We start from the raw sequence: 12,695 nt of genomic DNA on the forward strand, positions 1-12,695 counted from the left end.
CTTTGATTATGAATATCCTCATCGTGGGTCCCAGTTGGGTCGGCGACATGGTAATGGCGCAGACGTTGTTCGCCTGCCTGAAACAGCGCTACGCCGATTGCCAGATCGACGTGCTGGCGCCGGAGTGGAGCCGGCCGATCCTTGAACGGATGCCCGAGGTTCGTGAGGCGCTGAGCTTTCCTGTCGGGCATGGCGTGCTCGATATGGCGACGCGGCGCAGCATCGCACAAGGCCTGCGTGGCCAATATGATCAGGCCATTCTTTTACCCAACTCGCTCAAATCGGCGCTGGTGCCATTTTTCGCAGGCATCCCGAAGCGGACTGGCTGGCGCGGCGAAATGCGCTTCGGCCTGCTCAACGATATCCGTAAGTTGGACAAGCAGCGCTATCCGCTGATGATCGAGCGGTTCATGGCGCTGGCCTACGAACCCGGCGCCGAACTGCCCAAGCCTTATCCCAAGCCCTCGCTGAAAATCGTCGAGCAGAGTCGTGACGCAGCCTTGGTGCGGTTCGGCCTGGCGCTCGATCGACCGGTGCTGGCCCTCTGCCCTGGTGCCGAGTTCGGTGAGTCCAAGCGCTGGCCGGCCGAGTACTTTGCCAAGGTCGCCGAGGCGAGAATTCGCGAAGGTTGGCAGGTATGGCTGTTCGGTTCGAAGAATGACCACGCCGTGGGCGAGGAAATTCTGACGGGACTGATTCCTGGGTTGCGCGAGGAGGCTCAGAACCTCGCGGGTGAAACGAGTCTGGCCGAAGCCATCGACCTGCTTTCTTGCGCCGATGCGGTGGTTTCCAACGATTCCGGGCTGATGCACGTGGCCGCGGCGCTGGGACGACCTCTGGTTACCGTCTACGGTTCGACTTCCCCTGCGTTTACCCCGCCGCTGTCCGACCACGTCGAAATCGTACGCCTCGGGCTCGATTGCAGCCCCTGTTTCGAACGCACCTGCCGTTTTGGTCACAATAACTGCATGCGCGACCTCAAGCCCCGTGCAGTCATCGAGGCGCTGGAGCGCCTGACGCCGCAGTCGGTCGAGGTGCGCTGAGTGAGGGTGCTGCTGGTCAAGACCTCTTCGCTGGGCGATGTGGTTCACACCCTTCCGGCGCTGACCGATGCCGCGCGCGCATTGCCGGGCATCCAGTTCGATTGGGTGGTGGAGGAGGGGTTCGCCGAGATCCCGGCCTGGCACCCAGCTGTGGCTCAGGTCATTCCGGTTGCCATTCGCCGCTGGCGCCAACACCCGCTGCGCACCTGGCGCTCGGGTGAGTGGAAGCGCTTCAAGGCGCGCTTGGGGGAAGCCCGTTACGACCTGGTGATCGACGCCCAAGGGTTAATCAAGAGCGCGTTTCTGACGCGCCACGTCGCGGCGCCGGTCGCGGGCCTGGATCGGGACTCTGCACGCGAGCCGATGGCCGCACGTTTCTACGATCGTCGCTACGCCGTACCGCGCGACCAGCACGCCCTCGAGCGCGTCCGTCAACTTTTTGCCCAGGCTCTGGGCTATGCATCACCCCAGACGATCGGCGACTACGGTTTGGATCGTAGCCAGCTCGCCTGTCCCGGCGAGCAGCCGTACCTGTTGTTCCTGCATGGCACCACTTGGTCGAGCAAGCATTGGCCTGAGCGTAACTGGCGCGAGCTGGCCGAGCGCATGGTCGAGTTCGGCTGGGCCATCCGGTTGCCCTGGGGCAACGCCGAGGAACAGGCCCGAGCCGAGCAAATTGCCGACGGGCTGCCCGGTGTTTCGGTATTGCCGCGGCTCAACCTGGGGGGCATTGCCAAAGTCATTGCCGGAGCCCGAGCGTGCGTCGCGGTGGACACGGGCCTCGGCCACCTCGCTGCAGCGCTAGACGTACCGAGCCTCTCGCTCTACGGCCCGACCCTGCCGGGCCGCGTCGGCGCCTACGGGCGATCTCAGGTCCACCTTTGCGCACCCGGGCCGAACGCCGGCAAGGGTGACCGCCACAAACCCTGCTTCGACGCGCTGCCAGCTGAGCGCGTCGCCAGCGAACTCAAGGCCCTGTTGCGGTCGTCGGAGACAGCCTGATGCAGCTGGCTTTCATTCTCTACAAGTATTTTCCTTTTGGCGGATTGCAGCGCGACTTCATGCGTATCGCGCTGGAATGCCAGCGTCGCGGCCACCAGATTCGCGTCTATGCAATGATCTGGGAAGGCGATCAGCCGGACGGTTTCGACGTATTGATCGCGCCGGTCAAAGCGCTGTTCAACCACACCCGCAACGAGCGCTTCACCGCATGGGTCGAGGCGGATCTGGCCCAGAGGCCGGTGGATCGGGTGATCGGTTTCAACAAGATGCCCGGGCTTGACGTGTATTACGCCGCCGACCCCTGTTTCGAAGACAAGGCGCAGACGCTGCGTAACCCGATCTATCGGCGGTGGGGCCGCTATAAGCATTTCGCTGAATACGAGCGTGCGGTGTTCGAGCCGCGGTCCAATACCGAGATATTGATGATTTCCGAGGTCCAGCAGCCGCTGTTCATCAAGCACTACGCGACCCCGCTGGAACGCTTTCACCTCTTGCCGCCCGGTATTGCCCAAGACCGGCGCGCGCCAGCGAATGCTTCGGCGATGCGCCAAGCATTTCGCGACGAGTTCGAACTGGGCAGCGACGAGTTGCTGCTGGTGCAGATTGGCTCAGGCTTTAAGACCAAGGGCGTCGACCGCAGCCTCAAGGCCTTGGCGGCATTGCCACGCGAGCTGAAGCGGCGGACCCGTCTGTTCGTCATTGGTCAGGACGACCCCAAGCCGTTCCAGCTACAGGCACGTACGTTGGGGATTGCCAGCCAGGTGGAGTTTTTAAAGGGGCGCAGCGATATACCGCGGTTTCTGCTTGGGGCGGATCTGCTGATCCATCCCGCCTACAACGAAAACACCGGCACCGTGCTGCTGGAGGCGCTCGTCGCTGGCCTTCCTGTACTGGTCACGGATGTCTGCGGATACGCCCACTACATCGCCGATGCTGACGCTGGCCAGGTGGTGCCCAGCCCCTACCAGCAGGCCAGTCTCGACCGGACGCTCGCCGACATGCTCGCCGACGACGTGCAGCGTAGCCGCTGGGCGCGCAACGCTCTGGCCTATGCGGATACGGCCGACCTCTACAGCATGCCCGAGCGCGCGGCTGACGTGATTCTGGCGGAGCGCGCATGAAGCTTGTTCTTGGTGAGCCCTTCCGCTCGCGCTGGGCCGGCCGTGACCCCTTCGAGGCGGTGGAACGGCTGGACGGGCAGGTCTATCGCGAGCTCGAAGCGCGGCGCACCCTGCGCACCGAGGTGGACGGCCGCGGTTACTTCGTCAAAATCCATCGTGGCATAGGCTGGGGCGAGATTTTCAAGAATCTGAGCACCGCCAAGCTGCCGGTACTCGGTGCCGGGCAGGAGTGGCGCGCGCTGGAGCGCCTGCATCAGGTCGGCGTACCGACCATGACCGCCGTAGCCTACGGTGAGCGCGGCAGCAACCCGGCCAGCCAGCATTCGTTCATCATCACCGAGGAATTGGCACCTACGGTCAGCCTTGAAGACTACTCGGCTGGCTGGCTGGAAAATCCTCCGGACCCCGTGCTCAAACGAGCGCTGATCGCAGAAGTTGCTCACATGACCGGCACGATGCATCGCGCCGGTGTCAATCATCGCGACTGCTATATCTGCCACTTTTTGTTGCATACGGACAAGCCCGTCAAGGCGCAGGATTTCAGACTTTCAGTGATTGATCTGCATCGTGCGCAGGTTCGTAGCGAAACACCGCGGCGCTGGCGCGACAAGGATCTGGCGGGGTTGTACTTCTCGTCTTTGGCTATCGGGTTGACTGAGCGGGATAAGCTGCGTTTTATAAGCGCTTACTTTCGTCAACCATTGCGCATCATCCTTAAGGAGGAGGCCGCATTGTTGTCCCGTCTTGAGCGTAAGGCGCAGCGCCTGTACGGCCGCAAACTGCGTTATGGAGGGGCATTGTGAGTCGAGTCCACCCCCAGGGGTCATGCTCAGTCGAGTCATTTGCAGGTCGGCAAGTAGCAATCGTTCCATGCCCGGCCCTGGGCGACGTCACGCTTTATATACGCCTCGCTTGGATTTTTTGTAGTAATGGCGCTCAGGTCACCTTGTTTTCTTCGCTTGCCCAATCCACTCAGCCTCATTTTCCGTGGATGGACATCCGTACAAGCGATGCGGTGGATCTTATAGACCTGGCCTCTGCGTTCGATCTGGTAATCAGCTACGTCGGATGGCTTAACCGTGTTTCGGCTGGTGATAAGGCGATCGCCAGCCGTAATGTTGCGATCGTCTCAGCAAAAAAACTGCCTAAGACTCTAGGGTTGAGCCCCCAAAATACTGAGGTGTGCGGCCAGGTCTATCCCGATGCGTCCCGTCCGTTCTGTCTTGACTCACGGACGGGTAAGAACATGGCCCAGTGGGTTGATGACTACGCCAAAAGTGCGTTCGGGCTTGGCTGTGATAGGCAAGTTGAAGTCAAGGTTGCACGTGAACGGGGTGGGTCCCGGTCCGTCTCGATATTCCCGACAACGCCGGAGCCTCGCAAAAATTATTCATTGCGCGGCTTTGTCTGGTTAGGTCAACGGCTTCGGAGTAGAGGCTGGGAGGTAGACTTTCTGTGCCTGCCCGCAGAAAAAGAGAAAATCGCTACTCATGTAACGTCTTTCCCGGTGCGGTCTTTTCCAACCGTCGGTGAGTTGTTGAATCATCTGGCGAGTCGGCAGGCGGTTATTAGTAATGACTCGGGCGGTGGTCATCTCGCCTCGCTCATCGGGCTTCCAACGGTCACCATAACGCGGCGCAACAAGGCGTTCGTATGGCGGCCGGGTTTCGATCCTCGGAATGAAGTAATCGCCCCGCTGGTCAGCGTAAAGATTGCGGGTCGGTACTGCTGGCGGCCATTTGTGCCTATCTGGCGCATCCCGAAGGTGCTTGATCGATTTGAGCGTCAGTACTGATGGCCGGTTGTTGGGTATTGGAGTCAGCTCAGGACGAAGAGTTGGCCAGGGATTTCGGCAGCCTGGACGCAGTATTCGCGCTCACTGGCGAGCGTATAAGCGGCGACCCGCTATCAGAGGTTATCCGTATCGAGCGCGGCGGCATTCATTACTATGTCAAACGTTATACAGGTGCAGGCAAAGGCTTGCGTCGCTATCTCGGAAGGCCACGCGTCAAAGCTGAATGGCAGAACCTGAAGCTTTTTAAACGCTGGGGTATTCCTACCGCCCCGCTTGTTGCTTATGGCCTGGAGCGAAACGGCGCTTCGTTTGGGCGTGGTGCCTTGATCACCCGGGAGTTACCCGGCACGCAAGATCTGGCGCAGCTGGCGTCATCGAACGACCCGCGTCTCGGCGACAGGCAATGGGTCAACGTTGTCAGCCGGCAGATCGCCGAGGCGACGCGAATGCTTCACCTGCACCGATTCGCGCATAACGACCTCAAATGGCGAAATCTGCTGGTGGATGAGCAGCAGCGGCTGTTTCTCATCGACTGCCCCACGGGCTCGTTCTGGCATGGGCCTTTTCTGACCCGTCGGATTGTCAAGGACCTGGCGTGCCTGGACAAGGTCGCGAAGTACCAGCTGACAAGAACTCAACGTTTGCGCTTCTATCTTCAATATGTTCAGCGCAGTAGGCTGAATAGCAAAGATAAGCAACGAATCCGCCAGATAACGTCTTATTTTCTGGGGCGAGAATGACCATCTTCATCATGATCGAAGACCCAGCGTTCGATCACCCTGGCTCGATATTCGGTTCAGAGCGGGCGATGGTTTGCTGGCACGCGCGCATTGGAAAGACGGCTTTGCGCAACAGCTGTCGGTATCGCGCATGAAGCTCTCTGATCTAGCAAGCGCAGGACGCGAGCCTGGACTGCCGTTAACTGTCGATTTGGGCGAAACATGCGTGCTTGAAGTTGAACGTTGGCTACGTGTGCTTCCTGCGCAGCGGTACGTTTGTCGCGCAAACTTTGACGGCCGGCTGGTGTTGGCAAAGCTGATGGTCGGCGGCAAGGCCGAGAAAAACTTCATCCGAGAGCGTGACGGCGCCGCGCTTTTAGTCAACCAGCAGATGCCGACACCAGCGCTGCTCTCGAGTGGTTGTGTTGCCGGCCAGGGAGGATGGTTGCTATTCGATTTCCTCGAAGGTTCTCAGAGCCTATGGGATAGCTGGCGGGCAGTGGAGGCCGAAGCTCCGCTTTCTGTAGGTCAACACTCAGTTCTCAGTAACGCGCTCACGTTGATCGCAGAGATGCACTTGCGCGGCCTCTGGCAGGACGACCTCCACCTCGAAAACTTTATCGTCTCTCAAGGTATTCTGCATGTGGTCGATGGCGGGGGTGTGAAAGCGCAAGAGCCAGGAAAACCGCTATCGCGAAATCTTGTTCTAAAGAATCTAGGGGTTTTCTTTGCACAGCTGCCTGCTGCGCTTGAGCCGTTTCTGGAAGACATGCTCGTTCCTTATCTAATGGCCAACAACACGCATGCACTGCCCCTTGAAACGCTGCTTCGTGAAACAAGAATACGACGCTCCTGGCGGCTAGATGACTATCTTAAAAAGACAGTGCGCGACTGCAGCCTGTTTCAAGTCAGCATCGGGCCTTTTAGAGCACTGGCGGCACGACGTGAAGAAGCTGACCTGCTGAGTGAGCTCGAACCCGATCCAGATCAACTGATCGAGTCGGGTCAGCTCTACAAAAATGGCGGGAGTGCGACGGTTGCGCGTGTCGAGCTCTGTGAGCGGGCTGTACTGATCAAACGATACAACATCAAAAGCCCGGTGCATTGGCTGAAACGTTTCTGGCGGCCCAGCCGTGCTTGGCATAGTTGGGTAGAGGGTAATCGGCTCAACTTTCTAGGAGTTCCCACACCGCGGCCGCTCGCGATGAAAGAGCAGCGTTGGCTATGGATGCGTGGCCGAGCGTGGTTGGTTACCGAACTACTGACTGGAGACGATATAATTGCCCGCTTCCAGCCCCACTTGGACGGGGCTCCACCAGAATGTGAATTGCTCGCTCTCGATAGATTGTTCGCTGCGTTGATTCGTGAGCGAATCAGTCATGGGGATTTGAAGGGGCACAATATTTTCTGGGAAAAAGGGCGCTGGATGTTGATTGATTTGGACTCCGTTCGGCAGCATCGAGGCGATGCAAGTTTCTCTCGGGCTTACGCCCGCGACCGGGCACGCTTCCTTCGCAATTGGCCTTCTGATAGCGCGCTGCATCGGCTGCTTGACCAACGCTTACCCGCGGTGCCCGGCACCCATATAGAAAATTAAGAGGCACTACCGTGGCATTGACGATACTCGGCCTTTCTGGCGCACTCAGTCATGATCCTTCCGCAGCCCTGTATATCAACGGCAAGCTAATTGCAGCCGTAGAAGAAGAGCGCTTTGTACGAGATAAGCATGCCAAGAATCGCATGCCCTACGAGTCCGCCAAGTTCTGTCTAGAGCAAGCGGGTATCAAGCCGTCCGATGTCGACGTGGTTGCTATTCCCTTCGCTCCGATCAGCATCTTTGAGAAGGCGCGCTGGCATTATGCCAAGCGTTACTGGTACGCGCCGGACCGTGCGCTCGACGCCATCCTGATGGGTAATCGGCGCTATCACCGGTACAAAAAACGCATCGAGTGGTGCCTGCAACAGCTCGGGTTCGACTTGAAGAAAGTTAAGATCCAATCGGTCGAGCACCATCTTGCGCATGCGTCAAGTGCTTATCACTGCTCGGGTTTCCAGGGAAAAACTGCCATCCTTGGTATAGATGGGAAAGGTGAATATGCGACAACCTTTTTCGGCTATGGCGAAAACGGCAAGATTCACAAGATCAAGGAATTCTACGATCCAGACTCCCTAGGTGGGCTTTACGGCGCGATTACGGAATTTCTCGGTTTCGAGATGCTCGATGGCGAGTTCAAAGTCATGGGCATGGCGCCTTATGGTGACGCGGCTAAATACGATTTCTCCCGGTTGGCCAAATTCGAGAATGGTGAGCTGACCATCAATACCGAATACGCCAACGTTATCGGCTTCCGCCGATACAAGGAAAAGGGAAAGGGCTTTTACTTCTCACCCAAGTTGATCGAATGGCTGGGCCCAAAGCGAGAAGGCGATGTGGCCGATGATCCTTACATCCACTATGCCGCTGCCATGCAAGCACTGTTTGAAAAGCTCGCATTGCAGATGATGGATTACTATCTTGGGGACATCATCAAGCAGACCGGAAAAATTGCATTTGCTGGCGGCTGCGCATTGAACGTCAAACTCAACCAGAAAATCATTGCTCGGGATGAGGTCGAGGAGCTTTTCGTGCAACCCGCGTCCGGGGACGCTGGCACAGCAGTTGGTGCCGCCGCGTATGTTTCTCATCAACATGGCGTCCCTGTCGAGAAGATGGAGCACGTCTATCTCGGGCCGTCTTACACGAATGAAGATGTCATCGCCGCGTGCGCTCGGCATCCGAACAAGCCTGCATTTAAACGTATAACCGACACCGCAGAGCGTATTGCAAAGATCATGGTCGACGGCAACCCTGTAGCCTGGTTCCAGGGGCGTATGGAATTTGGCCCACGAGCGCTTGGCGGCCGGTCAATCATCGGGTGTCCAAGTGTCCCAGGCGTAGCCGATCGTATTAACGAGCAGATCAAGTTCCGTGAGCGCTGGCGACCATTCTGTCCATCGATGCTCGACACCGTGGCATCGCAGATGCTGAAGGTCGACCATCCTAGCCCTTTCATGACGTTCACGTTCGAAGTCAACGAAGGCTGGAAAGAGCGTGTAGGGGAAGTGGTGCACGAGGACGGCACGTCGCGTGCGCAGGTTCTGGAGCGCCGACACAATCCACGCTGGTATGATTTGATGCTCGAATTGGAAAAGCTGACGGGCAATGGTGTTTCGCTGAATACCTCCCTGAATCGTCGCGGCGAGCCTATGGTTTGCTCGCCCACTGATGCGTTAGATATGTTCTATGGCTCCGACCTGCAGTACTTGATCATGGAAGATATCCTCGTGGTCAAGGACGAAAAGGGCTGGTATGACAGCTTCTGAAAAATGGGTGCTGCAGCTCTGTCACGGCTACGAGGGCCCGTTTCTGGATTGCGCACGTCAGTACGCCGCACTTTTTGCAGGCACGCCCTATAAAGTGTGTACCGTCTACCTGACCGGAGCTCCGAGCGACGAGGTTACGCGCGGTTCGGCCTCCGATGAGGTGTTGTTTCTAGGGTACGACAGCAAAGCGGTACGTGGCCTGAAGCTGGCTGCGGTCCGAAAGATTAGACGCATCGCTTTAAGCCACCATTTTGTTTTTTGTATAACTCATCGGTCAAAGCCGACCTACGTCGCTCTGCTTGGTACCTCGTTGCCCGTTATCAGCGTGCATCATGCATTTGGCGATTATGATCGGCTTTCTCGACGTCTATTCATCAACCGCTTTCGCAAGCGCCTATTATTGCTGGGCGTTTCCGACGCTGTTCGCGATGACATTAGGGCATGTTTACCCGGCTGGCCAGGCGACCGCATCCAGACGCTCTACAACCGCATCAACCTTCCCGCAGTGCAAGCCGAGCTGGTAGACCGCTCATCAGCTCGGGCTTATTTGGGCCTACCCGCTGATCCCTGGATCGTAGGGAACGTTGGCCGGCTCCATCGCGACAAGGATCAGGCGACGCTTATTCGCGGCTTTGCGCAGGCCTTGCCTGAGCTTCCCTCGGGCTGCCTGCTGGCCGTCATGGGCAGCGGCCCGCTTGAGTCGGCGTTGAAAGCGCTCGCGGCAGAACTTGGCTTAACGGAACGGATTCGCTTCCTTGGCCAAATAGATAATGGCCGCCGATATTTCAGGGCGTTCGACGTTTTTGCACTGACGTCAGACCACGAGCCCTTCGGCATGGTGCTGCTTGAAGCAATGGCCGCAGACTTGCCAGTGGTTTGTACCGATTGCGGTGGCGGGCGAGAAGTAGTAGAGCAAGGAGGTCAGCTTTTTCCTCTAGGCGATTATCGATCTCTGGCCGCTGCTTTAGTTGCACTCAGCTCCGGCGGCGGCGATGGAAAAACAGCCGCCCTGAAGCACGCGCTGACGACGCGTTTTTCTGATTCAAGCGCGCGGCAATGTTTCTGGACATTGCCTTTCGTTCAGGCCTTTCGCTGAGGTTACCCGGTGTCGAATGAGACTGAAGGTTCTTGCTGGCGGGCCAAAGCCAAGGCTTTAGACCGATATCGTTGGTATCTGCTGCGCGAGCGGCACGGGCCTTTGGGCAGCGCGCTTCGTTTCGCGCGTGACGCATTGATCGATTGGCTGTTTGGCGTCCGGGCCCAGCAGTTGCTGAGTCCGACGGTCGTAACCGAGCCATGTCGGTTTCTGCTGCTGCAATCCTCACAAAAGGTAATAAGTTACAGACGAAAGCAGCGCTTCATGGAAGCCCTTCGAGGCCGCGGGCATGACTTGACCGAGACCGCACTGCCTATTGCCGCTGAGATATTGGCTGACCGGAAGCTGGTCAGACCTCCGGAACCTGTACCAATGCGCTACTTCGGCTACGCAGCTTATGCCGAGTGGCTAGTCGAGCGGTATCAGCCGAGCATTTTGTTGAATGACCGCAACGGCAGCTTGTACAGTCCGTTCCTCAGGCTTTCCTTGAATCGTCGAAAACGCCTCCTTGTCCACCTAGCTCACGCCACGACGGTCGAGGCTTCACGGCGCCTCGGGATGAACGACTATGACTACTACTTCGCGTTCGGACGAAGCTCGCTGGACGCCCTCAAGGCGCGGCGGCTTCGATTCGGTGATACACGAGTCGTTTTATCCGGATCACACATGGTTGATCAGGCCTACGACCTGCCTGCGGCAGACCCTACGCTAAAGGCGCTGTTGGTTCTGGGTGTCGGGCCGGATAAAGAGAAGCAGCCTGACTTTCAGAAGACCTATGCGTTGCTGCGCGAATGGTCGCGCGGGAATCCCGATTATCACGTGATGGTTAAATTGCACCCACGTAGTCGGGGCGTCTTCTGGCGTAAGGCTGCGTCAGAGCTAGATCATGTCGAGGTCTTGTCTGCCGAGGTTTCACTGGCGCAGGCGCTGGCGAGATCAAGAGTCGTGGTGAACATCATGTCGAACGCGGTGATCGAGGCGGCGTTGGCCGGGCGCCCGGTTCTTTACGTCGCCGTCGGGGCGCAAAAGGACATCTTCTCTCAGGCTGCCTACTTCGGGCCGCGCATCGAGAACATTGAGCTACTATCGGAACGCGTTCGCGCCCTTGAGCCAAACGCCTCTGCTCTCAAGGCTCGAGCCTTCGCTGAATATCATCTCGCCAATGGAATCGCAGGTCTTACAAGTACAGTCGAGCACCTTGAGCGTCTGCTTGCGGGGCTGGACGTTGAGACTCATTTTTTGCCCCATCGCTTGCCCGCAGCGGGAACTGCTCCGAGATGACTGAACAGCCTTATCTGCCATCCTCACCCAAAATTGGACGTGTCAAGAAAATACTTTGTACCGGGTTGGATCGCTGGGCGATTGCCGGGCTTTTTCTATACCTGGCAGCTTTCTATTTTCTGGATTCAAGCGGCCAAAAAACCCTGTTTTATCTGCTGGTCGGTATACCAGGGTTGCTTCTCGTACCTCGCTTGCTCGAACTTTATCGGCTTAAGTCCGTTGAGTTGATCACCCTAGGCGCCTTCCTTATTTACATGTCTGCCACGTCGCTCTGGTCTGGTACATCGACGATAGATGATGCATTGAAGTACTCGATGTATCTGATGTGCTTGCTTTTGGTGATAGATGCAGCGGCGCGACAGGATATTACTGTAGATCACGTGCTGAACTGGTTGCTGGTCGTAGGCGCTGCTGCAGCGGTGGTTTATGCCATAGCCTTGTTCGGCCGGTTAGACAATTCAGCTAACTTAGCGCTGGGGCGTTTCTCGTTTGAAAAAATGGCGGGATGGGGCGACGATAACCCTATTTCTTCTGCGATCGTTTTAGGTTTGACGGTGCTTATCGCTTGGTGGCGATTCCCGGTATCCGCGCGTGGCAAGCAGGTGTTACTCGTCATTCTGATGCTTCTGTGTTTCGTAATGATCCTGCTGACGAAAAGCCGTGGCCCACTCGTTGCCTTGGGGGGCGTTCTGGCCTTGATGTCTCTTTATCGGCGAGCTCGGGAAGATCTGGTGCTATGGGCCAGCCTTATATTCTTTGCAGCCGTTGGCTTGGTGCTGTTCGATCTTGCCGGCCCGCTCGCCGAGCGTTTCGCGCAACCCAACTACAGGATGGATATCTGGTCCGCCGCCTTCAGCCAGATCGAAAGCGACATTTTAATCGGCCAGGGATTCGGTAGAGATGCCGATATCATGATCCGCCCGGGGGTCGTAGTTACGCATTCCCACTCCAGCTTTATCGAGATTGTTCGTGTTGGCGGTCTTTTAGGTGGGGCGTTAGCAGTGGCGCTGCTCTGGGCGGTGTTCGTACGCAGGGATGCTTTGCCGGCAGCCACGGGCATTTTTATATTCTGGTTTGTATTCGGTATAGGTTGCCTCTCCACCAATGGTCGGCTTCCGCTGATTCGGCCAACTATCGAGTGGTTTGCTTTCTGGTTGCCATTGTTGCTCACCTTGCGTTTCTCTCCCCAGCGTTTCATTTTGAATTCCCGGGAGTGAGGGAAATGCCAGTGAGATCTTCCCACGGAGCGGCATTCGTTCGCGGCCCATTTGGACA

Annotated in this window: 11 protein-coding genes; all 11 read left to right on the forward strand. The window is 57.6% G+C overall.

The genetic code is table 11. From position 1 onward, the window contains the following. Positions 1-8: 8 nt before the first annotated feature. Positions 9-1,043, forward strand: coding sequence for a lipopolysaccharide heptosyltransferase II (gene waaF, locus M1D78_RS02260; RefSeq protein WP_437422182.1), 1,035 nt, complete (start codon positions 9-11; stop codon positions 1,041-1,043). Beyond that, on the forward strand, positions 1,044-2,045 hold the full coding sequence (gene waaC / locus M1D78_RS02265) for a lipopolysaccharide heptosyltransferase I (RefSeq protein WP_437422181.1): 1,002 nt from the start codon (positions 1,044-1,046) through the stop codon (positions 2,043-2,045). After that, positions 2,045-3,166: a glycosyltransferase family 4 protein gene (locus tag M1D78_RS02270; RefSeq protein WP_437422180.1), complete on the forward strand. Its 1,122-nt coding sequence runs from the start codon at positions 2,045-2,047 to the stop codon at positions 3,164-3,166. The genes waaC and M1D78_RS02270 overlap by 1 nt, the downstream gene beginning before the upstream one ends. After that, positions 3,163-3,969 (forward strand): lipopolysaccharide core heptose(I) kinase RfaP, encoded by an 807-nt coding sequence (gene rfaP / locus M1D78_RS02275; RefSeq protein ID WP_437422179.1) that lies wholly within the window; start codon positions 3,163-3,165, stop codon positions 3,967-3,969. The genes M1D78_RS02270 and rfaP overlap by 4 nt, the downstream gene beginning before the upstream one ends. Beyond that, a complete protein-coding gene (locus M1D78_RS02280; protein WP_437422178.1) occupies positions 3,966-4,961 on the forward strand; it encodes a glycosyltransferase family 9 protein in 996 nt (331 codons plus the stop codon). The genes rfaP and M1D78_RS02280 overlap by 4 nt, the downstream gene beginning before the upstream one ends. Continuing rightward, positions 4,961-5,701: a lipopolysaccharide kinase InaA family protein gene (locus M1D78_RS02285; protein ID WP_437422177.1), complete on the forward strand. Its 741-nt coding sequence runs from the start codon at positions 4,961-4,963 to the stop codon at positions 5,699-5,701. Before M1D78_RS02280 ends, M1D78_RS02285 begins: the two co-directional genes overlap by 1 nt. A gap of 130 nt (positions 5,702-5,831) precedes the next feature. Beyond that, entirely contained in the window at positions 5,832-7,277 is a 1,446-nt protein-coding gene (locus M1D78_RS02290) for a lipopolysaccharide kinase InaA family protein (RefSeq protein WP_437422176.1), read from the forward strand. A gap of 11 nt (positions 7,278-7,288) precedes the next feature. Further along, positions 7,289-9,043 carry a carbamoyltransferase family protein gene (locus tag M1D78_RS02295; RefSeq protein ID WP_437422175.1) on the forward strand — a complete coding sequence of 585 codons (1,755 nt, stop codon included), beginning with the start codon at positions 7,289-7,291 and terminating at the stop codon, positions 9,041-9,043. After that, on the forward strand, positions 9,030-10,139 hold the full coding sequence (locus M1D78_RS02300) for a glycosyltransferase (protein ID WP_437422174.1): 1,110 nt from the start codon (positions 9,030-9,032) through the stop codon (positions 10,137-10,139). Before M1D78_RS02295 ends, M1D78_RS02300 begins: the two co-directional genes overlap by 14 nt. 9 nt (positions 10,140-10,148) lie before the next feature. After that, the gene (locus M1D78_RS02305; RefSeq protein ID WP_437422173.1) at positions 10,149-11,420 is read left to right on the forward strand and encodes a glycosyltransferase family protein; all 1,272 of its coding nucleotides are present in this window, start codon (positions 10,149-10,151) and stop codon (positions 11,418-11,420) included. Beyond that, positions 11,417-12,637, forward strand: a complete 1,221-nt coding sequence (locus tag M1D78_RS02310; protein WP_437422172.1) for an O-antigen ligase family protein — start codon at positions 11,417-11,419, stop codon at positions 12,635-12,637. The genes M1D78_RS02305 and M1D78_RS02310 overlap by 4 nt, the downstream gene beginning before the upstream one ends. Positions 12,638-12,695: the final 58 nt, after the last annotated feature.

It is taken from the genome of Pseudomonas sp. SA195 (assembly GCF_054131565.1).